Raw genomic sequence first — 22,546 nt, 5'->3', positions numbered from 1 at the left:
TACCGGGCCGGTACCCTTGACCGCCCGGTCAAGTCCGTCCCTCGGGGCGGCCGCACGACGTCCGTAGGGGGACACCATGGAGCGCTTCACCGATCGCATCGCCGTCGTCACCGGTGGTGGCACCGGCATGGGCCGGGAGCTGGTCCGCCAGCTGTCGGCCGAGGGGTGCCACGTCGCGCTGTGCGACGTGAACGAGGACGCGATGGCCGAGACGGTCTCGCTCGCCGAGAAGGAGGCGCCCGCCGGCACCCGGTTGACCACCTTCGTCGCCGACGTCGCCGACGAGTCCCAGGTGCAGGCCTTCCGCGACCACGTCGTGGCCGAGCTTGGCACCGACTGCGTCCACCTGGTGTTCAACAACGCCGGCGTGGGCGGCGGCGGCTCCTTCGTGCTGGACGACCGAGCCGCGTGGGAGCGCACCTTCGGCATCTGCTGGGGCGGCGTGTACAACGGCTCCCGGGCCTTCCTGCCCCTGCTCGTGGCCTCCGACGGCGGGCACCTGGTCAACGTCTCGAGCGTGAACGGGCTGTGGGCGTCCATCGGCCCCTTCACCCCCCACACCGCCTACAGCGCGGCCAAGTTCGCGGTGCGCGGCTTCACCGAGGCGCTGCTCACGGACCTGCGGATCAACGCGCCGCACGTGCAGGCCCACGTCGTGATGCCCGGCCACATCGGCACCTCGATCGTGCTCAACTCCGCCGCCATCCTCGGGCACCGGCCCGAGGACATGACGGCGGAGGACCTCGATCGGATGCGCCAGGCCGCCGCCCGCATGGGCCTGGACGTGAGCGGCGTCACCGACGACGAGCTGCGCGGCTTCATGCAGGTGCGGGGCGAGGCGTTCCGCGACGGTGCGCCGACCACCGCCGAGGAGGCAGCCACGATCATCCTCGACGGCGTGCGGCAGGGACGCTGGCGCATCCTCGTCGGCGACGACGCAGCGGTGCTCGACGATCGCGTGCGGGCCGATCCCGAGCGGGCCTACGACGCCGACTTCTTCGACGAGATGGTCGGCGCCGGAGGGATGAACCTGGGTCTCTGACCCGCCGACGGCGGGCTCAGGCGGCCCGGCGGCCCGGGAGCTCCGGCACGACCGCGAGGGTCCCGAGGCGGGAGCGGAACTCGGGCGGGATGCCCTGGGAGCGCCACGAGTCGACGGCGGGCACGTCGACGCCCAGGCGGCGCGCCACCGGGACCACACCGCCGCGGTTGACGCAGGCGGCGTCGATCAGGGTGCGGTCGACCACCACACGGATGGGGCGGGGCAGGAGCGCGTCGGAGGCCGACGCGGCGGCGCCGGACACGCGGTGGACGAGATCGAACGGGGACCAGGGGTGCACAGCGGCTCCTCCTCAGGGTGCCGTCACGCGACGGCAACATCCAGGGTACCGAGGGCCTGGGGGACGAAGGCGCGACGGAGACAGATGTCGCCCACCGTTCACGGAGCGTTCGGAGGCGCTTCCACGTGCTGGATGAGGGCTCGCTCGTCCGGGTCGACGTCGGTGGCGAGGAACGCGTCGAGCATCTCCTCGGCCACCGCCTCGGTGGTGAGGCGCAGCCCGAAGGCGAGCACGTTGGCGTCGTTCCACCGGCGCGCGCCCTCGGCGGTGCCCCGGTCCGTGCACAGCGCAGCCCGCACGCCGGGCACCTTGTTGGCGGCGATGCTCACACCGGTGCCGGTCCAGCAGCACACGACCCCGCGGTCGGCCTCGCCCGATGCGACGGCGTTCCCGACGGCGGCCCCGACGTCCGGCCAGGGTCCACCGCGAGGCGCCACGACCACGACGTCGTGGCCGTGCTCGGCCAACCAGTCCTCCACGGCGTCGGTGACGGCGGTCTGCTCGTCGGTGCCGAAGGCGATGCGCACGCCGCGACCCTAGGGCGAGGGTCCACCTACGCTCCGGCGATGGCCGTCGCCGTCCACGCCACCGCCGCCGACCTCCCGGCGCTCACCGACGTGCTCACGGCCGCCTTCGCCGACGATCCGATCCAGCGGTGGCTCTTCGCGCCGGCGGACGACCCCGACGCCGGCCGGCGGGCCCTGTTCGAGATCTTCGTCGAGGACTACTTCTGGCTGGGCCACGCCTACGTCGTCGCCGACGCCGGCGGTGTGGCCGGCGGTGCGCTCTGGTCGCCGCCCGACCGCGACGTGCTCCGCGGCGAACGGGTGCAGGACCTGTTCGCCGCGCTGTCCCCCCACCTCGGCGACGAGCTGGTGCCCCGCCTCGGCGAGCTGGCCCGGGCTCACGAGCACCGTCCGCATGAACCGCACCTCTACCTCGGTGTCCTCGGCGTCGACCCCGCACGCCAGTCCCACGGCCACGGCACGACCCTGCTGAGCCCGACCCTGGCCGACTGCGACCGCACCGGCCTGCTCGCCCACCTGGAGTCCTCCAACGAGCGGAACATCCCGTTCTACGAGCGCCACGGGTTCGTCGTGACCGGCGCGTACCGGTGCGGGGGCGATGGGCCGACGATGACGATCATGTCCCGCCGTCCCCGCTGACGGCCGCCGAGCGCACGCACCCGGGCGGGGCTACGGTCCGCGCATGGCGCACTTCGACCACGACGGGGCCCGCATCCACTACGAGGACTCCGGCGGCGACGGCCCACCGATCCTGTGGAGCCACGGGTTCCTGATGGACCACACGATGTTCGACCCGCAGGTCGCCGGCCTCGACGGCTACCGCCACATCCGCTGGGACGAGCGTGGGTTCGGCGACACCGAGTCCAGCGGCGAGTTCACCTACTGGGACTCGGCCGAGGACGCCATCGCCCTGCTCGACCACCTCGGCATCGAGTCCGCCGTGCTGGCCGGCATGTCCCAGGGCGGGTTCCTGTCGCTGCGCGCCGCCATCGCCCACCCCGACCGGGTGCGGGCCCTCATCCTCATCGACACCCAGTCGGGCACCGAGGACCCGGAGAACGTCGAGTCGTACCGGGGCATGATCGAGGCGGTCTCCACCGGCGACGACGAGACCCGCAACGCGGTCTTCGACATCGTCGGCGGCCTCATCATCGGCGACCCCGACCTCCAGCCCGAGTGGAAGGCCAAGTGGATGGCCGAGGACCCGGCGCGGATCGTCGAGCCAGGCGGCGCCCTGCTCGACCGCGACGACATCACCGATCGGCTCGGCGAGATCAGCTGCCCCGCCCTCATCGTGCACGGCACGGCGGACACGGCGATCCCGATCGAGAAGGCGGAGCTGCTGCGGGCCGAGCTGCCCGACTGCCGCGACCTCGTGCCGATCGAGGGTGCGGCCCACGCCCCGAACCTGACGCACCCCGCCGAGGTCAACCGCAACATCGAACGGTTCCTCGAGGCGCTGTAGGCGACGTCGGTCACGTCGGCAGGGATCGCCCGTCGCCACGCCGAAGCAGGGCCGGACCGGAGACGCAGCACGTGGGGGGCACCAGGTGACGGAGACGACGACGAGCACCTCGCCGGAGGTGCCCGACCCGACGCCGGGCATGCCCGAGGATGCCGGGACGCTCGCCTCCCCCACGGCCTGGGGGCGGATGAAGGCCCTGCTCTCGCCCGGTGACGGCCCGCCGCTGCGCCAGATCGCGGCCGCCGGGGGCTGGTACCCCCTCGTCATCATCACGTCGCTCAACGTCGTGGACGAGCTCGACCGGGCGGTGCTCGGCGTGTTCGGGCCCAACGTCCAGCGCTACTTCGGCATGAGCGACACCACGTTCGGGCTGCTGGTCGGGGTGCAGGTCACGGCGCTGGTGCTGCTGGCCGTGCCCATCGGCTACTTGGGCACCAAGGTCGACCGCGGCCGGATCCTGCGCTGGTCGGCACTGGCCTGGTCGGTCATGAGCTTCGCCACCACGTTCGCGCTGAAGCTGCCGCTGTTCTTCCTGGCCCGCTTCGGGGTGGGCATCGGCAAGTCCGGCGTGGAGCCGGTGGGCAAGTCGCTGCTCACCGACTACTACCCGCCGATGGCGTGGAACCGGGTGCTGGCGGTGCACGGCGCGGCGAACCCCCTCGGGGCCCTGATCGGCCCGGCCCTCGCGTTCGCCATCGCCTTCTTCGCCGGCGACGGTGACGACATCTGGCGCTGGGCCTTCCCCGTGCTCACCGTGCCCTCGGTGATCGCGCTGGTCGCCAGCCGCCGGCTGAAGGAGCCGGAGAACCAGATGGTCCGCGGCCTGGCCGGGGCAACGCTGTCGGTCACCGGTGCGCCATCTGGCATGAACTTCCGCGAGGCGGTCACCCGGCTGCTCACCATCCCGACGTTCAAGCGACAGATCCTCGGCATCGGCGTGCTCGGGTTCGGCCTCGTCGGCGTCCTCGCGTTCGTGAACATCTTCCTCGAGCGCCAGTACGGCATCGGTGCCGACGGCCGCGCCGTCATCGGCATGATCACCGCGACGGCGTCGCTGCTGGGCACGCTCGTCGGCGGCAACGTGGGCGAGCGCATCTTCGCCCGGTCGCCCTCGCGCGCGGTGCGCATCGTCGGGGGAGCCATCGCCGGCTTCTCCATGCTGCTGGCCTTCGCCGTCTTCCTCCCGAGCGTGTGGCTGTTCGTCCCGGCCGCGTGGGTCGGCTTGTTCGCCCTGCAGGTCGGCATCGCCCCGCTGTACACCGCGCTGTCGGCCATCAGCCCGCCCCGCCTGCGCCCCCTCATGTTCTCGCTGCTCGGGCTCATGGTGGCGGTCATGGGCGGCATCGCCGGCGGCGTGCTGGTCGGGGCCATCGCCGAGGCCACCGACATCCGCTGGGGCCTGGCTGCCCTCGCCCCGACCGGGCTGGTGGGTGGGTTGCTCATGGCCCGCGGCGCCACCACGATCGAGGCTGACATCGCCCGGGTCGCCGAGGAGTCCGCCGGCGACCCGCTGGCCGCGTTCCTGTAGGTCGCCGTTCAGCGCTGCGCTGCGGGTGGCGAACGGAGCGCGCCCGTCCGCAGCAGCGCCATCGTCCCCGCCTTGACCTCGTCGGCGGTGTGGCGACCGCGCGGTGAGAACCACCGGACGGGCGCGTTGACGATCGACAGCACGACCAGTGCCAGGAGCGACGCATCGACGTCCTCGCACACCACGCCTGCATCCTGGCCCTGGCGGATCAGCTCTTCCATGTGCTGCACGTAGCGGTCGCGCTCGGCCCGGACCTGCCGTCGTGCGGCCGGTTCGAGCTGGTCGATGGCATCCCGGTAGATCGTGCCCGCCTCGATGTTGCTGAAGACGATGTCGAGGTGACGATCGAGGAAGAGGTCCAAGCGCTCCTGCACCGGCACGTCCTCGATGGCCAGATCCTCGTCGATGCTCGCCATGTACTGGCTGTGCAGCTGCTCGATCACCAGGAAGAGCAGGTCTGCCTTGGACCGGAAGTGGTGGTAGAGGCTGCCCTTGAGCATGCCGACCTTGTCGGCGATCTGCTGGGTAGTGGTGTTGCCGTAGCCCTGCTTGTGGAACAGCAGCGTGGCGGCACGCACGATCTCGTCCCGCCGGCTCACTTCTCTCGATCTCACGTCTCGCGCCCCTGGATCCGCCGACTTGCTGTCGTGGTCGGCGCCGCAAGCGTAGCGCCGGCGCTGCGGCCCGGAGCACTCGCTCATCAACCAACCGGCCGTTTGGGAACCAACCAAACGGTGGTTTGGTAGAGCGTTGCGGCCGTGGCTACCGTCCGTGCCGTCCGTCACGGCGTTCCGGCCGTGCAACCCAAGGGGGAATCGAATGCACACGCCTTCTCGTTGGCGACCGCTCCTGGCACTCGTGCTCATCGCGTCACTGGTGCTGGCTGCCTGTGGTGGCGAGAACTCCGGTGAGGCCGCCGAGGACACCGGCTCGTCGGGCGATGGCACCGCAGAGGCCGCCGTTCCCGGTGAGATCGACCGGGAAGGGACGCTGCGGCTGATCTACACCGTGGCCCCGACGAGCTACGACCCGCATCGGGGCAGCTCGAGCACGGACAACACGTCGCTGAACCTCGTGTTCGACCGCCTGGTGCACACCACGCCAGACGGTGACCCGATCCCCGGCCTGGCGACGGAGTGGACGCTGGAGGCCGAGCCGCCCAGCATGTCGCTAACGCTGCGGGAAGACGTCACGTTCCACGACGGCACGCCGTTCGACGCCGAGGCTGCAAAGGTCAACCTGGACCGTGCTCGGGCCGAGGACAGCAACGTCGCCTCCGACCTCGTCACCATCGAGTCCGTCGAGGTCGTCGACACTCACGACATCAAGCTGAACCTGACCGAGCCGGGCGGTGCGCTGCCGCTGATCCTGTCCGACCGGGGTGGGATGATGATGAGTCCTGCCTCCTTCGACGACCCGAACGCGGACCGCCAGCCGGTCGGGGCCGGCATGTACCGCGTCACCGACTACGAGGTCGGCGTCCAGACGAGCTTCGAGCGGTACGAGGACTACTGGGATCCGGAAGCTGCGGCCGCGGCGAAGGTCGAGCTGACCTACCAGGCCGACGACTCCACCCGTCTCAACGCCCTGCTCGGCGGCCAGGCCGACTGGGTGAACGTCGCCGCCGGCGACATCTCGACCGTCGAGGACGAGGGCATGGTCGTCACGAGCGAGCCCGATCTCGCCCTGTACCACATGCAGCTGAACCTGGCCCGCAGCGAGTTCGACGATCCGTTGGTCCGCGAGGCGCTGAACTTCGCCGTCGATCGCGAGGGCCTGGCCGAGGCGATCTTCGACGGCCGCGCCACCCCGTCGGTCCAGCCCTTCCCCGAGGGGTACTTCGCCAACGAGCCCGACGTTGCGGACACCTACACCTACGATCCGGAGCGCGCCCGTGAGCTCCTCGCCGAGGCGGGCCTCGAAGACGGGTTCTCCTTCGAGCTGCTCACCGCGCAGCTCGACGGCTTCGTGCGAGTGTCAGAGGCGCTGCAGGCCCAGCTGGCCGAGGTGGGCATCGACGTGACGCTCAACGTCGTTCCGGTGAACGAGGTGGTCCAGACCGCCTACCTCGACAAGGTCGGCGACGCGGTGATGATCACCTTCCAGGGCCGGCCCGACCCGTCGCAGACGCTCGGCCGGCTGTACTCGGAGGGCGGACCGTCGAACCCCAGCGGCGAGAGCTCCCCGGCATTCATGGAGGCCTACGACCTCATTCTGAGTGCCACCGACGAGGATGCTCGCGTCGAGGCGATCCGGGAGGCGTCCGTGGCCGTGGTCGACGACGCGCTCGACGTCGTGCTCCTCCACGCGAACGCCAACTACGCGATGCGATCCGAGGTCGTGGGCTTCGCTCCCTACATCACAGCGAAGCCGGAGTTCCGCGGCGTCGGCGTGGCCGGCTGACCGACCGTCCTGGGCAGCCCGCCCGGCGCGTGATCCCCCTGGTCGCGCGCCGGCGGGTCTGCCCCGCCATCCGTATCGCCGGCGGCCACCGGTCGCAGGCGACGAGGAGGAGATGACTCTTGAGCCGAGTGCTGGTCCGTCGCCTGCTGACGATGATCCCGCTGCTGTTCTTCGTGACGCTCGGGACCTTCATGCTGACCCACCTGATCCCGGGCGATCCTGCCATCACCGTGCTCGGTGACAACTCCACGCCGGAGCGGGTCGAAGCCGTCCGGGAGCGCCTCGGCCTGAACGAGCCGCTTCTGTCGCAGTACGCGGACTGGATCTCCGGAGTGCCGTCGCTCGATCTCGGGACCTCGTTGTTCAGCAGCGAACCGGTCCGAGACACGTTGGCGAACCGGATCCCGGTCACCCTCTCGCTGACGGCGGCGGCGCTCTTCGTGGCCGTGCTGATCGGCGTGCCGGCTGGGATCCTGGCCGCAACCAACCCCGGGCGGTGGATCGACCGCGTCGCGACGATCGGCGCCACGCTCGGTGTCGCGGCGCCCAGCTATCTCATCGGCTCGCTGCTCATCGCATGGCTCGCGCTGAAGAGCAGCATCTTCCCCGCCACCGGGTACGTCCCCATGGAGGAGAGCGTGGTCGACTGGGCACGGAGCATCACCCTCCCGGCAGTCGCGCTCGGCTCGGCGGCCGCCGCCGAGATCGCCCGCCAGCTGCGCGGTGCGCTGCGCAGCGTCCTGCAGGAGGACTACGTGCGCACGGCCCGGGCGATGGGTCTTCGGGGGCGGATCGTGGTGGGGAAGTACGCGCTCAAGAACGCGATGATCCCTCTGGTCACCGTCATCGGGTTCCAGGTCACGTCCCTGCTCGGAGGCACCGTCATCATCGAGCAGATCTTCGGCATCCAGGGCCTCGGTTCGCTCGCCGTGCGGAAGGTGCTGGAGCAGGACATCCCGGTGGTGCAGGGCATCGTTCTCGTGTCCGTGTTCGTGGTGATCGCTGTCAACCTCGTGGTGGACCTGATGTACTCCTACCTCGACCCAAAGGTGAGGGTCCGATGACCGCGAGCACACCCGACAGCGCGGTAACCGTCGCCCGGGTCCGGGGTCGAGGCCTGCGCCGCTTCGCCCGACGCTTCCTGCGGCAGCGGACCGCCTTGGTCGCCGCGGGCTTCCTGCTGCTCATGGTGCTCGTGGCGCTCTTCGCCGACGTGCTGGCTCCCCACGACCCGGACGCCCAGACGTTGCGGGACACCCTCCTCTCACCGTTGACCGACGGCCACGTTCTCGGCACCGACGAGCTCGGGCGTGACGTCCTCAGTCGGCTCATCCACGCCGCCCGGGTGTCGCTGCTCGCCGCGGTGATCGCAGTGTCCGTGGGGTTCGTGCTCGGCGTGCCGTTGGGGTTGATCTCGGGCTACGTGGGCGGCTGGGTGGACACGGTGTTGCAGCGCATCACCGACGCGGTGATGTCGTTCCCGCCCCTGATCCTTGCCATCGCCGTGATCGCAGTCCTCGGGCCCAGCCTCACGAACGCGATGCTCGCGGTGGGGTTGGTCTTCGCCCCGCGGTTCTTGCGCCTGGTCCGTGCCAGCGTGCTCAGCGTCCGGGAGCAGACCTACATCGAGGCGGCCAAGACGATCGGCACACCGATGCCGGTGATCGTGCTCCGGCACGTGCTGCCGAACGTGCTCTCTCCCATGATCGTCCAGATGTCGCTGGCGGCGGGTTTCTCGCTCCTCGCCGAGGCCGGTCTGAGCTTCCTCGGCCTCGGTGTGCAGCCGCCGGATTCCTCCTGGGGTTCGATGATGGGACGGGCGTTCCGGGAGCTCAACCAGCAGACCTGGCTCATCGTCTGGCCCGGGTTGATGATCGTCTTCACGGTGTTGGCGTTCAACGTGCTGGGCGACGCCCTGAGCGATGCGCTGGGGCGCGAGATCCGGGAGGGCAACGACGATGAGTGATTCGACGGCACGTCAGCTCGACGAGGCGAGCCCGGTGCTCGCCATCGACGGCCTCGGGGTCGAGTTCGCCTCCGAGCACGGCTGGTTGCGGGTCCTCGATGAGGTGTCCTTCGCCGTGGGGCCACGGGAGACGGTGGGCCTGGTGGGCGAGTCGGGCTCCGGCAAGAGCGTGACCAGCCTGTCGGTGCTCGGTCTCCTCCCGCGCCGGTCGAGCCGGGTGGTGGGAGACATCCGGCTCCGGGGACGGGAGCTCGGTGGACTGTCCACGGCAGAGCTCGAGGACGTCCGGGGCCGGGAGATCGCGATGATCTTCCAGGAGCCGATGACGAGCCTGAACCCCGCGTTCACGATCGGCGACCAGATCGTCGCCGTGGTCCGCCGTCATCTCGGGTGGACGAAGAAGCAGGCCAGGGCGCATGCGATCGAGATGCTCGGCCACGTGGGGATCCCGAACCCCCGCCAGCGCGTGTCTGAGTACCCCCACCAGTTCTCCGGTGGCATGCGACAGCGGGCGATGATCGCCCTCGCGCTGTCGTGCCGACCACGCCTGCTGATCGCGGACGAGCCGACGACCGCCCTCGACGTCACCATCCAGGCGCAGATCCTCGACCTGATCCGGGAGATGGCCGAGGAGAACGACATGTCGGTCCTGTTCGTCACCCACGACCTCGGTGTGGTTGCCGACATCTGCGATCGCGTCGTGGTGATGTACGCCGGGCAGGTCGTCGAGGAGGGAACGGCGGAGGAGGTGTTCTGTACCCCTCGCCACCCCTATACCGAGGGTCTGCTGCGAGCCATGCCAGACGTCGAGGACCACGTCCGCGAGCTCGTGCCGATCCCGGGCACCGTGCCGCCACCCTGGGAGTTTCCCGCCGGCTGCCGGTTCGCGGATCGCTGCTCCTATGCGCAGGACCGCTGTCGGCAACCGGTTGCGCTGACGGAGCTGGGGCCGCGACGCGCCGTCCGCTGTCATCGGTTCGACGAGCTCGACCTCGAGGGGGCGTCGTGAACGACCAGGCTGCCGTCCCGGCAGGCACGTCCGGGAAGACCCCGCTCCTCGAGGTCGATGACCTCGAGGTCGCCTACCGCATCGGACGCGGCCGGCGAGCGCAGGACCTCATCGCCGTGTCCGGCGTGAGCTTCCACATCGACCACGGTGAGACCTTCGCCGTGGTCGGGGAGTCCGGTTCGGGCAAGTCCACCACGGCACGGGCCATCACCCGCACGCTGCCGGTCCGTGCCGGCAACATCCGTCTCGGTGGGCGGGAGCTGACCGAGCTATCCGGCCGCGAGCTCCGTCGTATCCGCTCGGATGTCCAGATGGTCTTCCAGGACCCGTACTCGTCGCTGAACCCGTCCATGCTCATCCGGGATTCCATCGCCGAGCCGCTGCGGGTCCACACCGACCTCGATTCGCACGCCAGGGATGCCGCGGCCCACGACCTGATCCAGGCGGTCGGCCTCCTCCCCGAGCACCTCAACCGATACCCCTACGAGTTCTCCGGCGGTCAGCGCCAGCGGATCGCCATCGCCCGTGCCATCGCCACGAGCCCGTCGCTGGTCATCTGCGACGAGGCGCTCAGCGCGCTCGACGTCTCGACGCAGAACCAGATCATCCGGTTGCTGGAGGAGATTCGCCAGACGAAGTCGGTGGCCTATCTGTTCATCGCCCACGACCTGGCGGTGGTGCGACACATCGCCGACCGGGTCGGCGTGATGTACCTCGGGCGGATGATGGAGAGCGGTCCGACCGAACGGGTGTACAACGCACCCGCGCACCCGTACACCGAGGCGCTCCTGTCCGCCGTCCCCGTCCCGCACCCCCGCCGTCAGCGGGCGCGGCGCCGAATGCTGCTCCCGGGCGACGTCCCGAACCCGCTCGAGCCGCCGTCCGGCTGCGTGTTCCGCACGCGGTGTCCGCGGGCGATGGACATCTGCGCGGAGGAGGTGCCGATGCCCTTCCCCGCGGTGGGCGGCGGCGAGGTGGCCTGCCACCTCCACACCAGCGGGCCCGAGCTCGGTGGTGAGAGCGTCCGCGTCCTCTCCACCGCCTGACCGTCAAGACGCCTACAGGAGGCCTCATGTTCCCCGGCAACCACGTCGACGCCCGCGGTGATCGGCCAGCGATCATCATGGGCGGCTCCGAAGCCGTCGTCACGTACGCAGCGCTCGACGCTGGTGCGAACCGGTTCTCCCGCGTGCTGCGCGACCTCGGTGTGCGCCCCGGAGATCACGTGGCGTTCATGATCGAGAACCACCCTCGCTTCTACGAGGTGGTGTGGGGTGCCCACTACGCAGGGGCGATCTACACGGCGATCAGCACCAGGCTCGTGGCGGAGGAGGTCCGCTACATCATCGAGGACTGCGGTGCGCAGGTCGTGGTGACCACCAAGGCGCTGGCCGACGTGGTCGATCAGGCGCTGGACGGTGTCAGCGCTGTCGACGCCCGGCTGGTCATCGGTGGTCGTGTCGACGGTTTCGACGAGTACGAGACTCTCGTGGAGAGCGCTGATCCGTCGCCGCTCCCGAACCGGATCGCCGGCGTCGATATGCTCTACTCGTCCGGGACCACCGGACGGCCCAAGGGTGTGCTGCCGGAGTTCGAGGAACGTCCGCTCGACGAGCTGGCGACACTGGGGAACGCCACCGCTGGCCTCTTCGGCGTCGGTGCAGACACCGTGTACCTGTCGCCCGCACCGCTCTACCACGCCGCGCCGCTGCGGATGAACATGTCCATTCATCGGGCCGGGGGCACCTCGGTGATCATGGAGCGGTTCGACGCGGAGGAGTTCCTCCGACAGGTGGAGGCGCATCAGGTCACCCACACGCAGGTCGTTCCGACGATGTTCATCCGCATGTTGAAGCTCCCTGCGGAGGTCCGCGAGCGCTACGACGTCTCCTCGCTCCGGACGGCCATCCACGCCGCCGCACCCTGCCCGGTGGAGGTCAAGCGCCAGATGATCGAGTGGTGGGGCCCCATCATCCACGAGTACTACGCCGGAACCGAGGGCAACGGGTTCGTCCACTGCGACAGCGAGCAGTGGCTGGCGCACCCTGGCACCGTGGGACGAGCCATCCTCGGTGAGATCCACATCGTGGACGAGGCCGGCAACGATCTCCCCCCGGGCGAGATCGGCACCGTGTACTTCGCAGGTGGGGCCCCCTTCGAGTACCACAACGATCCGGACAAGACGTCGGCCAGCCGGAACGACCGCGGGTGGACGACGCTGGGTGACGTCGGTCGCCTCGACGAGGACGGCTACCTCTACCTCTCCGACCGCAAGTCGTTCATGATCATCACCGGCGGGGTGAACGTCTATCCCCAGGAGGTCGAGAATCTTCTGGTGCTCCATGACGAGGTCGTGGACGCCGCGGTCTTCGGGATCCCCGACCCCGACTTCGGTGAGCAGGTGAAGGCGGTCGTGCAGCCCGCTCCGGACGGCGAAGACCGGGACGGTCTGCCCGCCCGCCTTCTGGCGTACTGCCGCGAGCACCTGTCATCGATCAAGTGCCCGCGAAGCATCGACCTGATGGACGAGCTCCCACGTCATCCCACCGGGAAGCTCTACAAGCGGCTGCTGCGAGACCCGTACTGGACCGAGGCGAGCTGAGGCTGGGCAGGCCTCCGCGGGTGCAGCTCAGCTCCGGCTCGCTCAGAGGGCGGCGACGACGTCCAGCAGGCGGTCGAGGTCGTCCTCGACGTTGTAGTAGTGCACCGACGCCCGGACCGTCGCCGGCAGATCCCGGCCGTCCTGGCGCGAGTGGGACGGGGTCGTGGTCGAGGTGTTCACGCCGGCCCGGGACAGGGCTGCGCCGACGTCGGCGGCCGGCACCCCGTCGACGGTGAAGGTGACGATGCCGCCGCGCACCAGGCCCTTGTCGTGCACCGTGACGCGATCGAGCGCGCCGAGCCGGCGTCGGAGCTCCTCGCCGAGGTCCCGCAGCCGCGCCCAGCCATCGGCCACGCCGACCTCGAGGGCGTGGTCGACGGCGGCGCCCAGGCCGAGCCGGGCAGCGTGGCTGCACTCCCAGGTCTCGAAGCGGCGGGCGTCGCCGCGCACCTCGTAGGTGTCGGGGCCGGTCCACTCGGCGGAGTGCAGGTCGAGCATCGGGGGTTCGATCCGCCCGATCCACGCGTCGCGCACGTACAGCAGGCCGGTGCCCCGCGGCCCCCGGAGGTACTTGCGACCGGTGGCCGACAGGGCGTCGCAGCCGAGCTCAGCGACGTCGAGGGGGAGCTGCCCGGCGGCCTGGCAGGCGTCGAGCATGAAGAACGCGCCGTGGGCGCGGCAGCGCGCGCCCACCTCGGCGGCCGGGTTCACCAGCCCGCCGTTGGTCGGCACGTGGGTGAGCGAAACGAGGGCGGCGCCGCGCTCGAGCTCGGCCTCGAGGTGGTCGAGGTCGATCTGGCCGTGCTCGTCGTCGTCGATCAGGACGATCTCGATCTCGTGGCGCCGGGCCAGCTGCAGCAGCGCGATGGCGTTGCTGGCGTACTCGGCCCGGGCGGTGAGCACCCGGTCGCCGGGTTGGAACGGGAAGCCGTACACGACCATGTCCCACGCTCGGGTGGCGTTGTCCACCACCGCGATCTCGTGGACGGAGGCGCCGAGCAGGCGGGCGATGGACGCGTAGACCGCCTCGGTCCGCTCGGCCGCTTCGGCCGCCGCCTCGTAGCCCCCGATGCTCGACTCGCGGTGGAGGTGCTCGACCACGGTCTCGGTCACGACCCGGGGCGGCAGGGAGGCGCCCGCGTTGTTCAGGTGCGCGACGTGCTCGACGCCCGGGGTGTCGGCGCGGACGCGCGGGAGATCGATGGGCACCGGTGCAGTCTGGCCCGGTCAGCTCCCGCAGAGCAGGCAGATCCGGTTGCCGTGATCCTCCTCGGTCGGCTCTGCCCGGCGAGGCTGGGGGTCCGGGGCCGCCGCCGGCTCGGGCTCGGACGCCGGCTCTGCCGCGCGACGGCGTTCGCCGTCGGGGCGGGGCGGGGGTGGGGTGCCGGGAACGACGAGGTCGAGCTCCCCGTCGACGAGGTCCACGATGACGCCCTCCTGGGCGCCGTAGCGCTGCCGGCGGGTGGTCTCCGCGGCGCGCGGGCGGGCCCAGGCGAAGGCCTCCTCGACCGTGACCCGGCCGTCGCGGTCGAGGTCGCCGAGGCCGCGGCCGAGCGCCTGGTCGATCACCAGCCACCCCCACACGGAGTTCCCCCAGGACGGGTGCTCGTAGGACTTCTGCGGCTCCCCCGAGGAGAACGTGAGGATGCGGCCGGGCCGGGCCATCCCCGGGTCGGCGAGCCCGGCGGCGTTGCACGTCGCGAAGCTCAGCCACAGGGCGTGGGGTCGCACCGGGTCGAGCAGCCGGACCAGCTCGGAGTCGACGATGAAGCGGTTGTCGCTCGGCCACAGCCCCTCGTCGGTGACCTCGCCGCCGCCGTCGACGTCGCGGCCGTACCACTTCTTGGAGTGACCGGAGTAGTGGAAGACCGCCACTGACCGCTCGTCGGTCCTGTCGGCCAGCCAGGCGATGCCGGCCACGATGCCGTCCCGCGTGGCCTGCCGGTCGGTGAGCACCAGGATGTGGTCGTCCCGCCAGCCTCTGGCCAGGAGCTGGACGCGCAGGTCCTCGGCGTCCTGGCGAGACCCGACGTTGTCGGCGACGCCGCGGTGCTCGTTGATGCCGATGAGCAGCGCCCACCGGGTGGTGGCCGGGTCGGCGGGGTCCTGGGTGGCGGCGTGCTGGGCCGGGAACCGCTCGGCGAACGTCGCGGTCCGGGCCGGCGCCGGCTCCGGGGCGGGATCGGGCCCGGACGGGATCGGTTCGGGCTCGGTGACCAGCCGTGCGGCCGTCGGTGCTGCGATCGGCGCGGCAGCCGTCATCCACCCCGGTCCGGCGGCGGGGACCAGCGGCGCCCCGCCCGCCGACGCCACCTCGGCCGAGACCGGCGCGGCGCGGGGCGGGGCGGTGGCCGGCTCACCGTCGCTCGCCGTGAGGGCCAGGACCTGCAGCGGCGCGAGCAGCGCCAGGGCGGCGAGGCAGCGCTGCGCCGAGCGGATGCGTGTCATGACCAAGCGTTGACCCCCGGCGCTCGTCTGGTGCCGGGCGACTGGCGCCGGCTGGTTCCCGGTCGAGGGATTCGACCAGCGGGGGCCGGCCTCCTCCCTGGGCTCAGGACGTCAGGTCGTGGTCGAGCAGGTCGTCGACGTCGTCCTCGGGCGGGGCGGCCATCGCCCACCGTCCCGTCGCCTTCGTGAACAGGTACCAGCGGCCGTCCCGGCTGCGTCGCAGCTGCAGGCGCCCCTCGCCCGTGACCCGGTTGCCGGACACGTGGACCCGGCGGGCCGGCATGCCGGCCTCGATCAGCAGGTCGCGGGCGCGTGCCATGTCGAGCGGCGGGGGGTTCCAGCGGGGCTCGTCGTGCGCCCGAACGCCTGCGGCGCCGCCGAACTGCCAGGCCGCGCCGAGGACGTCGAGGTCGACGGGCGCGACGCCGCTGTGCTCGGCCAACCGCTGCTTCAGCGCGGGCGGCGCGCCGATGACGCGGCGGGCGAGGTCGGCGCGCTCGTCCAGCTCCAGGCCGGTGTCGACGGTGCCGGCGCACAGCTCCCAGGCCCGACGGGCGGCGTCGGCCACCAGGGCCCGCAGGCCGCTCCCGTCGAAGGGCGCGTGGGCGGGCGGGTCGCTGGGCCACGCCGCGGGGCGGCTGGGGGCGTGGGCGACCAGGGGCACGAGCGGGAGCGGGAGCAGGTCCCGGCTCCAGGCCTCGGCGGCGTCGATGCCCTCCGGGGCGGGCGGCGGCGCCGCTTCCTCGGCCTCGTCGATCGCCGGCAGCCCGCCCCGGCGCCGGCGGACCTGGTCCAGCACCTCGTCCCGCCGCCGGCCCCGCAGCAGCAGCAGCACGAACGGGTCGGCGTCGAGGGCGTCGGCGAGCAGGTAGCAGGCCGCAGCGGCGTGCTCGCACGGCTCGACGTCGTCGGCGCACGTGCAGACCGTGTGCAGGTCCCGCGGTCGGGGCAGCAGGTCGACCTCGACGGCCTCGGCGTCGCGCACCACCGCAGGGTCGAGCTCGCCGTCGAGCAGGGCGGCGGCGTGGGCGGCCTTGGACGCGATGGCGTCGAGCACCGTGTCCCACTCGTCGTCGCGGAACGCCCGGATGCCGACGTGGACCTCGTGGGGCTCGTCGCGGTCGGCCTGGACCCAGGCGTTCACCCCGCCGGGCTCGATGTGGAGGTCGGCGCCCCGGTTGGCCTTGGCCCAGCGGCGACCGCGCGCCAGCCGACCGCCGCTGCCCCCGGCGATGCCCTCGAGCGCGTCGAGCCAGGCCTGCCCCCACCACGTCGTGCCGAAGTCCCGTGCCATCAGCGATCGAACCGCCCCAGGTCGACGCCGCCGCCGAGCTCGACGAGGTCGGCCAGCTCGTCGTCGGACAGCTCCGAGACCCAGGACTCGCCGCCGCCGACCACGGACTCGGCCAGGCCGCGCTTGGCCTCGAGCAGGGTGGCGATGCGCTCCTCGAGCGTGCCCTCGCAGATCATGCGGTGGACCTGCACGGGGCGGTCCTGGCCGATGCGCCAGGCCCGGTCGCTGGCCTGGTCCTCCACCGCCGGGTTCCACCAGCGGTCGTAGTGGACGACGTGGGTGGCCCGGGTCAGGTTGAGCCCGGTGCCACCGGCCTGCAGGGAGATGACGAACACCATCGGCCCGCCGGCCTGGAACCTGTCGACCATGGCCTCCCGGCCGTTCACGGGTGTGCCGCCGTGGAGGAACTGCACCTCGAGGTCGAGGGCGGTGAGGTGCCGGGTGAGCAGGTGGCCCATCCGGACGTACTGGGTGAACACCAGCACGGAGTCGCCCTCGGACGCAATGGTCTCGACAAGGTCGGTGACCGCCTCGAGCTTGCCGGACCGCCCGCTGATGGGGGCGTCCTGGCCGAGGTACTGGGCCGGGTGGTTGCAGATCTGCTTGAGCGCGGTGAGCAGCTTGAGGACCAGGCCCCGCCGGTTGATGCCCTCGGCCTCGGCCACGTCGTCGAGCAGCTCGGTGACCACGGCCTTGTAGAGCGTGGCCTGCTCGGTGGTGAGCCCGACGAAGCGGTCGGTCTCGGTCTTGGGCGGCAGGTCGGGGGCGATCTCGGGATCGGTCTTGCGCCGTCGCAGCAGGAACGGCCGGACGAGGGAGGCCAGGCGGGCGGTGGCCTCCGCGTCGCGCTCGCGCTCGATGGGGGTGGCGACGTGCTGCTGGAAGGCATCGAGCTTGCCCAGCAGCCCCGGGGTGGTGAAGTCCAGCAGCGCCCACAGGTCGGACAGGCGGTTCTCGACCGGGGTGCCGGTGAGGGCGAACCGGGCCGCGGCCGGGATGGTGCGGATCTGGCGGGCCGTGCGGGACATGGGGTTCTTCACCGCCTGGGCCTCGTCCGCGACCAGCAGGTCCCACGGCTGCTCGGCGAGCACCTCGGCGTCGCGCCGCACGATGCCGTAGGTGGCGACCACGAGCTCGTCGTCGGCGAGGCCCTCGAGGCTGCGGTCGGCGCCGTGGTAGCGGCGCACGGGCACGTCGGGGCAGAAGCGGGCGGCCTCCCGCTGCCAGTTGCCGAGCAGGGACGCCGGGCAGACGATGAGCGTGGGGCCCGAACCGCGCCGCAGCAGGTGGAGGGCGAGGACCTGGATGGTCTTGCCCAGGCCCATGTCGTCGGCGAGCACGCCGCCGAGACCCAGCGATGCCATCTCCTGCAGCCAGGCCAGGCCGCGCTCCTGGTAGGGCCGCAGGGTGGCCACGAGGTCGGGCGGCGCCGGGTGCGCCCGGATGGTGTCGATGCTGCGCAGCCGGTCGGCGAGGTTCCGCAGCGGGGCATCGACCTCGGCCTCGACGGTCTCCCCGCCCACGGTGACCGTGCCCGACAGCGCGGCGGACAGCACGTCGCCGGTGCTGATGGGGGTCCGCTCGGCCAGCCGGCGGAGCCGCTCGGGGTCGGCGCGCACCCACTGCCCCCGCAGGCGGACCACGGGTCGCTTGGCCTCGGCCAGCTGGAGCAGCTCGGCCTCGGTGAGGTCGCCGCCGTCGACCGTGGCGTGCCAGCGCATCTCGCCGAGCGCCGACAGGTCGAGCCCGGCGCCTCCGCCGCCCCCCTCCGGGGCCGGCGTGCCGATGATGGGTCGCAGCTCCACGGGGCGCAGCACCTCGGCCGGCCACAGCACGGGCAGACCGGCCGCCGCCAGGTCGTCGGCGACGGGGCCGAACAGCTCCTCGGCCTCGGCATCCTCGAGCACCAGCACCTCGGGCGCGGCCTCCTGCAGGAGCCGCTCGACCGGTGGCCACACCCGCGCCGCAGCGCGCAGGGCGAGCAGCAGGTCGGTCTCCACGTCGGTGCCGAAGCGGGCGACGACCGCGGCGGGTGCCTGCCAGAGCTCGGCGGCGTCGAGCACCAGGCTCGGGTCCAGCCGGCTCTGCACCTGGAGCACGCAGCGGACCGGCTCGTCGGGCCCGTCGGGGAGGGCGATGCGCAGGCCGGGGGCGGTGTCGCTGGCGGTGCCGGCCACCGTGGACTGCAGCCAGGACTCCGCTCCGGTGACGTCGGTGGCATGGGGGGCGGCGAAGGCATCGAACCCCACCGTGGCGGCCGCCGCAGCGGTGCGCACGAAGGAGTCCGCCACCGCATCCAGGAAGCCGGCGGTGGCCACGTTGGGCGACGTCAGGCGCGGCGGTGCGCCGTCGACCTCGACCGGTGTGGCGTGCGCCGCCGGGGGGAGGGCGTCGGCCAGCTGGTCCACCCGCGTCCGGTCGGCGACGTCGAGGGGGCCGAGGCGCCACATGTCCGCCCCGTCGCCGGCGACGGCGGGGAGGAGCCGGCCCCGGCTCACGGCGTCGAGGGCGAGGCGGGTGGCAACCGACCACGCCCGCACGGAGGGGCGCACCTCGGCTGCGGCCGGCAGGGCGGCAAGCGTGGCGACGGCGTCGCCGACGGCCACCAGGTCGGCCGGGACGGTGCGGGGCCCGTCGGCGAGCACCACCGTGACCTCGCCCTTCCGCTCGATCGCGTCGTCGGTGTCGGCCGGGTCGAGGTCCCACAGGGCGAGCGCGCCGTCACGGCCGTGGAGGCCGGCCACGAAGGTGGCTTCGGTCGTCGGCGCGAGACGCATCCGGTCGACGGTACTGAGGGACAGAGACAACGCGGCCACACTCGTGGTCGTGGATCACATATTGACGGTGCCCCAGGGCACGTTCACCCTCGAGCGAGCCCACCACGACCCGGGCGAGCCGCTCCGGGCGTGGGATGCCGCCGACGAGCTCGCGCTCGCCCACCTCGCCGAGGTCGGGGCCGCCGGCGACCGGTGGCTCGTGGTCGACGACGCGCACGGGGCGCTGGCCACGGCGCTGGCCGCGCACCACCCGACGTCCTGGACGGACTCGGTCGTCACCATGGCCGCGACCCGGGCCAACCTCGAGCGCAACGGCATCGACCCGTCGACCGTCACCTTCGTGCCGAGCACCTCGGACCCCGTCGGACCGGTCGACGTCGTCGTGGTGAAGGTGCCGCGCACGCTCGCGGTGCTCGAGGACGAGCTCCACCGCCTCCGCCCGCTCCTGCACGCAGGGTCCGTCGTCGTCGGCGCCGGCATGACCAAGGCGGTGCACCGGTCCACCATCGCCGCCTTCGAGGGGGCGATCGGCCCCACGCCCACCTCACGGGCGCGCAAGAAGGCCCGCCTCCTGCTCGCCTCGGTGGATCCGGCGCTCGAGCCCGGCCCCGGTCCGGCCCCGCTGCGGTGGGCGACGCCGGAGGGCCTCGAGGTCACCGGCCTGCCCGGCGTGTTCTCCGCCAGTGGCATGGACCCCGGTACCCGGCTGCTCCTGGCCCACCTCCCCGATCAGGAGCCGGGCGCGGTCGTCGTGGACCTCGGGTGCGGCACCGGCGTCGTCGCCGCCACCGTCGCCCACCGCCACCCCGACGTGGCGCTGGTGTGCTGCGACGACTCGTTCCGCGCCGTGGCCGCCGCTCGCCAGACGGTGGGTGCCGTGGCCTCGGACGCGACCTTCCACGTCACCGACGTGCTCGACGGTGTGGCGGACGCGTCGGCCGACGTCGTGCTGTGCAACCCGCCGTTCCACGCCGGCGGCGCCCGCACGACGTCCGTGGCCTACCGGATGTTCGCCGGGGCCCAGCGGGTGCTCCGCCCCGGGGGCACCCTCACCGTGGTGGCCAACCGCCACCTCGGCCACCACGTCGCGCTGCGTCGCTGGTTCGACGACGTCGCCGTCGTCGGCTCCGATCCCCGCTTCGTGGTGCTGCGAGGCCGCCGGCGCTGATCGTCAGGCGTCGGGGGTCGCGTGGTCGGCGAGCCCGCTGAGCGCGTCCTGGACCCAGCGCTCCTGCTCGAGGCGCCGACGGCGTCCGCGCAGGCGCTGCCGCCAGGGCGCGGCCCCGACTGGCTCGAGCACGATGTCGACCTTGGTGCCCGTCGAGCTGGGACGGGTGCGGAACCAGACGCGGTCGATGGCGTCGATCTGCACGCCGAAGGTGTGGGTCGGCCCGCGGACGATCACCAGGCCCTCGTTGTGGTCGGTGCGACCGTTGTGCTCGCGGCGGAAGAGGTAGCGGTCGTCGCCCTTGGCGATGACGGGCTCGAGCACGTCGGGCATCCACGACGGCCAGCTGGTCACGTCGGTCACGACGGCGTAGACGTCGGCCACCGGCGCGGCGACCACCGCGGTGGCACGGGGCAGGTCGGTCCGCTCGAAGGGAGGGTGCTGGCTCACCGGGCGCCGGCCCGGGGCTCGGTCGCCGCCTGCCTGGCGTGCGGGGCGATCGACTGCTCGGCGACGAGGTCGGTGAGGTCGGCGAAGCGGGCGAGGACCACGCCCTCGAGGTCGGCCGTGCCATCGCGCCGGAAGGTCTCGTGGACTGCGCCCATCACGGTGAGGCCGATGCCGGCGAGCAGGAGCGGGCGCACGTCGGTGGCGGGGTCGACGCCGAGCCGCTCGGCAACCGCTCGGGTGAGGGCGTCCTCCCAGCGGGGCGCCAGGGCGGTGCGCTGGTACTCGCCGAGGCTGGAGGTCGACCCGGTGATCCGGGCCCGCCGCAGGCTGAGCTCGGCGGTCGCCGCCGCCTGGCGGGCCAGCACGAGCACGCCGGCCCGGATGGCGGCCAGCGGGGGCTCCTCCGGGGGCTGGGAGGTGATGACGTCGTGCAGCAGCGCCAGCTGGTCGTCCTGGCCGTCGTAGAGGACGGCCTCCTTGGTGCCGAAGTACCGGTAGAAGGTGCGGGGCGACACCATGGCCGCGTCGGCGATCTCCTCGACCGTGACCTCGTCGAAGCCCCGCTCCTCGAACAGCGACAGCGCGATCTTCACGAGGCGCTCGCGCGTGCGCGCCTTCTTCTGCTCCCGGAGCCCGCCGTCCATGCAGCGACGCTAGGAGGTCAACTGGCACGCCTGCCAGTTGGCAGACGTGCCAGGTTCAGTCGAGCAGGCGTGGTGGGAAGCCGCCCCGGCTGACCGGACCCCAGTCCTCGATGGTGATGCGCAGCAGGACCTTGCCCTGGCGCTGCATGGCCGTGCGGTACTCGTCCCAGTCCGGGTGCTCGCCGCTGATGCTGCGGTAGTAGTCGCACAGCGGCTCGAGCGCGTCGGGCAGGTCGAGGACCTCGCCGGTGCCGTGGACCTGCACCCACTCGTCATCGAAGTCGTCGGACAGGAACAGCACGGTGGCTCGGGGATCGCGCCGGAGGTTGGCGGTCTTGGCCCGGTCCGGGTAGCTGGACACGACGACGCGGCCCTGGGCGTCGACGCCCCCGGTGACCGGGCTGAGCTGGACCCGCCCGTCCTGGCGGGTGGTGCCCAGGACCAGGTGGTGCCGGGGCCGGACGAAGTCGAGCAGCTCGTCCCGGCCGACGGGGGTGTCGCGGGCGGCGGTGGGCACGGCTCAGCGCACCCCGAGGAGGTCGACCACGAAGACGAGCGTCTCGTTGGGGCCGATGACCCCGCCGGCGCCCTGCTTGCCGTAGGCCTTGTCCGGCGGCAGCACGAGGCGGCGGCGGCCGCCGACCTTCATGCCCTGCACGCCCTCGTCCCAGCCGCTGATGACCATGCCGGCACCGAGTCGGAACGAGAACGGCTCGCCCCGATCCCACGACGCATCGAACTGCTGGCGGGTCTTCCAGGACACCCCGACGTAGTGGACGTCGACCGTGTCGCCGCTGGCGGCGGTGGGTCCGTCGCCCTCCTCGAGGTCCTCCACGATCAGCTTGATGGGTGGGATCTCGCCCGGAGGCACGTAGACATGGGGCTTCTCGGAGTCGGCCATCCCCCGAGGCTAGGACCTCGGACC

General features: G+C 72.1%; 22 protein-coding genes. 11 read left to right on the top strand and 11 right to left on the bottom strand.

Annotation, left to right across the window (positions count from 1 at the left end):
• Nucleotides 1-76: 76 nt before the first annotated feature.
• Complete coding sequence (locus RGQ06_RS05575) at nt 77-1,042, top strand: SDR family NAD(P)-dependent oxidoreductase (RefSeq protein WP_432427552.1); 966 nt, start codon at nt 77-79, stop codon at nt 1,040-1,042.
• Nucleotides 1,043-1,058: 16 nt separating this feature from the next.
• Here RGQ06_RS05575 and RGQ06_RS05570 read toward each other — a convergent pair whose 3' ends face one another.
• Nucleotides 1,059-1,340, bottom strand: a complete 282-nt coding sequence (locus tag RGQ06_RS05570) for a hypothetical protein (RefSeq protein WP_432427553.1) — start codon at nt 1,338-1,340, stop codon at nt 1,059-1,061.
• Nucleotides 1,341-1,438: 98 nt separating this feature from the next.
• On the bottom strand, nt 1,439-1,867 hold the full coding sequence (locus RGQ06_RS05565; protein ID WP_432427554.1) for an RpiB/LacA/LacB family sugar-phosphate isomerase: 429 nt from the start codon (nt 1,865-1,867) through the stop codon (nt 1,439-1,441).
• Nucleotides 1,868-1,906: 39 nt separating this feature from the next.
• Here RGQ06_RS05565 and RGQ06_RS05560 point away from each other — a divergent pair, with 39 nt between their 5' ends.
• The 3 genes from RGQ06_RS05560 (at nt 1,907) to RGQ06_RS05550 (ending at nt 4,860) form a co-directional block, all read left to right on the top strand.
• Nucleotides 1,907-2,506 carry a GNAT family N-acetyltransferase gene (locus RGQ06_RS05560; protein WP_432427555.1) on the top strand — a complete coding sequence of 200 codons (600 nt, stop codon included), beginning with the start codon at nt 1,907-1,909 and terminating at the stop codon, nt 2,504-2,506.
• Between the two features lie 43 nt (nt 2,507-2,549).
• Nucleotides 2,550-3,332, top strand: coding sequence for an alpha/beta fold hydrolase (locus tag RGQ06_RS05555; RefSeq protein WP_432427556.1), 783 nt, complete (start codon nt 2,550-2,552; stop codon nt 3,330-3,332).
• A gap of 85 nt (nt 3,333-3,417) precedes the next feature.
• Nucleotides 3,418-4,860 carry an MFS transporter gene (locus RGQ06_RS05550; RefSeq protein ID WP_432427557.1) on the top strand — a complete coding sequence of 481 codons (1,443 nt, stop codon included), beginning with the start codon at nt 3,418-3,420 and terminating at the stop codon, nt 4,858-4,860.
• Nucleotides 4,861-4,868: 8 nt separating this feature from the next.
• Here RGQ06_RS05550 and RGQ06_RS05545 read toward each other — a convergent pair whose 3' ends face one another.
• Nucleotides 4,869-5,459 carry a TetR/AcrR family transcriptional regulator gene (locus RGQ06_RS05545; protein WP_432430704.1) on the bottom strand — a complete coding sequence of 197 codons (591 nt, stop codon included), beginning with the start codon at nt 5,457-5,459 and terminating at the stop codon, nt 4,869-4,871.
• A 220-nt stretch (nt 5,460-5,679) separates the two neighbouring features.
• Between RGQ06_RS05545 and RGQ06_RS05540 the strand changes: the two genes are divergently transcribed.
• From RGQ06_RS05540 to RGQ06_RS05515, 6 genes are all read left to right on the top strand, one after another.
• Nucleotides 5,680-7,263: an ABC transporter substrate-binding protein gene (locus tag RGQ06_RS05540; protein ID WP_432427559.1), complete on the top strand. Its 1,584-nt coding sequence runs from the start codon at nt 5,680-5,682 to the stop codon at nt 7,261-7,263.
• A 128-nt stretch (nt 7,264-7,391) separates the two neighbouring features.
• The gene (locus tag RGQ06_RS05535; RefSeq protein WP_432427723.1) at nt 7,392-8,327 is read left to right on the top strand and encodes an ABC transporter permease; all 936 of its coding nucleotides are present in this window, start codon (nt 7,392-7,394) and stop codon (nt 8,325-8,327) included.
• A complete protein-coding gene (locus tag RGQ06_RS05530; protein WP_432427560.1) occupies nt 8,324-9,229 on the top strand; it encodes an ABC transporter permease in 906 nt (301 codons plus the stop codon). Before RGQ06_RS05535 ends, RGQ06_RS05530 begins: the two co-directional genes overlap by 4 nt.
• On the top strand, nt 9,222-10,238 hold the full coding sequence (locus RGQ06_RS05525; RefSeq protein ID WP_432427561.1) for an ABC transporter ATP-binding protein: 1,017 nt from the start codon (nt 9,222-9,224) through the stop codon (nt 10,236-10,238). Before RGQ06_RS05530 ends, RGQ06_RS05525 begins: the two co-directional genes overlap by 8 nt.
• On the top strand, nt 10,235-11,284 hold the full coding sequence (locus RGQ06_RS05520) for an ABC transporter ATP-binding protein (protein WP_432427562.1): 1,050 nt from the start codon (nt 10,235-10,237) through the stop codon (nt 11,282-11,284). Before RGQ06_RS05525 ends, RGQ06_RS05520 begins: the two co-directional genes overlap by 4 nt.
• A 26-nt stretch (nt 11,285-11,310) precedes the next feature.
• On the top strand, nt 11,311-12,840 hold the full coding sequence (locus tag RGQ06_RS05515; RefSeq protein WP_432427563.1) for an acyl-CoA synthetase: 1,530 nt from the start codon (nt 11,311-11,313) through the stop codon (nt 12,838-12,840).
• 42 nt (nt 12,841-12,882) lie between these two features.
• Here RGQ06_RS05515 and RGQ06_RS05510 read toward each other — a convergent pair whose 3' ends face one another.
• The 4 genes from RGQ06_RS05510 to RGQ06_RS05495 all read right to left on the bottom strand — a co-directional run bounded on the left by RGQ06_RS05510 (nt 12,883) and on the right by RGQ06_RS05495 (nt 19,359).
• Complete coding sequence (locus RGQ06_RS05510; protein WP_432427564.1) at nt 12,883-14,049, bottom strand: aminotransferase class V-fold PLP-dependent enzyme; 1,167 nt, start codon at nt 14,047-14,049, stop codon at nt 12,883-12,885.
• A gap of 18 nt (nt 14,050-14,067) precedes the next feature.
• Nucleotides 14,068-15,288, bottom strand: a complete 1,221-nt coding sequence (locus tag RGQ06_RS05505) for a caspase family protein (RefSeq protein WP_432427565.1) — start codon at nt 15,286-15,288, stop codon at nt 14,068-14,070.
• A 103-nt stretch (nt 15,289-15,391) separates the two neighbouring features.
• Nucleotides 15,392-16,582: an SWIM zinc finger family protein gene (locus tag RGQ06_RS05500; protein WP_432427566.1), complete on the bottom strand. Its 1,191-nt coding sequence runs from the start codon at nt 16,580-16,582 to the stop codon at nt 15,392-15,394.
• Nucleotides 16,582-19,359, bottom strand: a complete 2,778-nt coding sequence (locus RGQ06_RS05495) for a DEAD/DEAH box helicase (protein ID WP_432427567.1) — start codon at nt 19,357-19,359, stop codon at nt 16,582-16,584. The genes RGQ06_RS05500 and RGQ06_RS05495 overlap by 1 nt, the downstream gene beginning before the upstream one ends.
• A 49-nt stretch (nt 19,360-19,408) precedes the next feature.
• Here RGQ06_RS05495 and RGQ06_RS05490 point away from each other — a divergent pair, with 49 nt between their 5' ends.
• A complete protein-coding gene (locus tag RGQ06_RS05490) occupies nt 19,409-20,527 on the top strand; it encodes a methyltransferase (protein WP_432427568.1) in 1,119 nt (372 codons plus the stop codon).
• Nucleotides 20,528-20,530: 3 nt separating this feature from the next.
• On the opposite strand, the gene RGQ06_RS05485 is transcribed toward RGQ06_RS05490, so the two are convergent.
• Genes RGQ06_RS05485 through RGQ06_RS05470 form a run of 4 tightly spaced genes read right to left on the bottom strand, consistent with a single transcriptional unit; the run spans nt 20,531 to nt 22,522 of the window.
• Complete coding sequence (locus tag RGQ06_RS05485) at nt 20,531-20,977, bottom strand: SRPBCC family protein (RefSeq protein WP_432427569.1); 447 nt, start codon at nt 20,975-20,977, stop codon at nt 20,531-20,533.
• Nucleotides 20,974-21,621: a TetR family transcriptional regulator gene (locus RGQ06_RS05480; RefSeq protein WP_432427570.1), complete on the bottom strand. Its 648-nt coding sequence runs from the start codon at nt 21,619-21,621 to the stop codon at nt 20,974-20,976. The genes RGQ06_RS05485 and RGQ06_RS05480 overlap by 4 nt, the downstream gene beginning before the upstream one ends.
• A 55-nt stretch (nt 21,622-21,676) precedes the next feature.
• Nucleotides 21,677-22,138, bottom strand: a complete 462-nt coding sequence (locus RGQ06_RS05475; RefSeq protein WP_432427571.1) for a PPOX class F420-dependent oxidoreductase — start codon at nt 22,136-22,138, stop codon at nt 21,677-21,679.
• A gap of 3 nt (nt 22,139-22,141) precedes the next feature.
• Nucleotides 22,142-22,522 (bottom strand): FKBP-type peptidyl-prolyl cis-trans isomerase, encoded by a 381-nt coding sequence (locus RGQ06_RS05470; protein WP_432427572.1) that lies wholly within the window; start codon nt 22,520-22,522, stop codon nt 22,142-22,144.
• Nucleotides 22,523-22,546 lie beyond the last annotated feature (24 nt).

This window comes from Salinilacustrithrix flava (assembly GCF_041228405.1).
GTDB classification, from domain to species: Bacteria; Actinomycetota; Acidimicrobiia; order Acidimicrobiales; family Salinilacustritrichaceae; genus Salinilacustrithrix; species Salinilacustrithrix flava.
The sequence above is the reverse complement of the archived record's forward strand: the minus strand, read 5'-3'. Positions and strand labels throughout refer to the sequence as shown.

Excerpts from the sequence above, each read along its gene's own strand:
- RGQ06_RS05575 (WP_432427552.1), top strand. The coding sequence starts at position 77 with ATGGAGCGCTTCACCGATCGCATCGCCGTCGTCACCGGTGGTGGCACC.
- RGQ06_RS05560 (WP_432427555.1), top strand. The coding sequence starts at position 1,907 with ATGGCCGTCGCCGTCCACGCCACCGCCGCCGACCTCCCGGCGCTCACC.
- RGQ06_RS05555 (WP_432427556.1), top strand. The coding sequence starts at position 2,550 with ATGGCGCACTTCGACCACGACGGGGCCCGCATCCACTACGAGGACTCC.
- RGQ06_RS05540 (WP_432427559.1), top strand. The coding sequence starts at position 5,680 with ATGCACACGCCTTCTCGTTGGCGACCGCTCCTGGCACTCGTGCTCATC.
- RGQ06_RS05530 (WP_432427560.1), top strand. The coding sequence starts at position 8,324 with ATGACCGCGAGCACACCCGACAGCGCGGTAACCGTCGCCCGGGTCCGG.
- RGQ06_RS05525 (WP_432427561.1), top strand. The coding sequence starts at position 9,222 with ATGAGTGATTCGACGGCACGTCAGCTCGACGAGGCGAGCCCGGTGCTC.
- RGQ06_RS05515 (WP_432427563.1), top strand. The coding sequence starts at position 11,311 with ATGTTCCCCGGCAACCACGTCGACGCCCGCGGTGATCGGCCAGCGATC.
- RGQ06_RS05505 (WP_432427565.1), bottom strand. The coding sequence starts at position 15,288 with ATGACACGCATCCGCTCGGCGCAGCGCTGCCTCGCCGCCCTGGCGCTG.
- RGQ06_RS05500 (WP_432427566.1), bottom strand. The coding sequence starts at position 16,582 with ATGGCACGGGACTTCGGCACGACGTGGTGGGGGCAGGCCTGGCTCGAC.
- RGQ06_RS05495 (WP_432427567.1), bottom strand. The coding sequence starts at position 19,359 with ATGCGTCTCGCGCCGACGACCGAAGCCACCTTCGTGGCCGGCCTCCAC.
- RGQ06_RS05480 (WP_432427570.1), bottom strand. The coding sequence starts at position 21,621 with ATGGACGGCGGGCTCCGGGAGCAGAAGAAGGCGCGCACGCGCGAGCGC.
- RGQ06_RS05470 (WP_432427572.1), bottom strand. The coding sequence starts at position 22,522 with ATGGCCGACTCCGAGAAGCCCCATGTCTACGTGCCTCCGGGCGAGATC.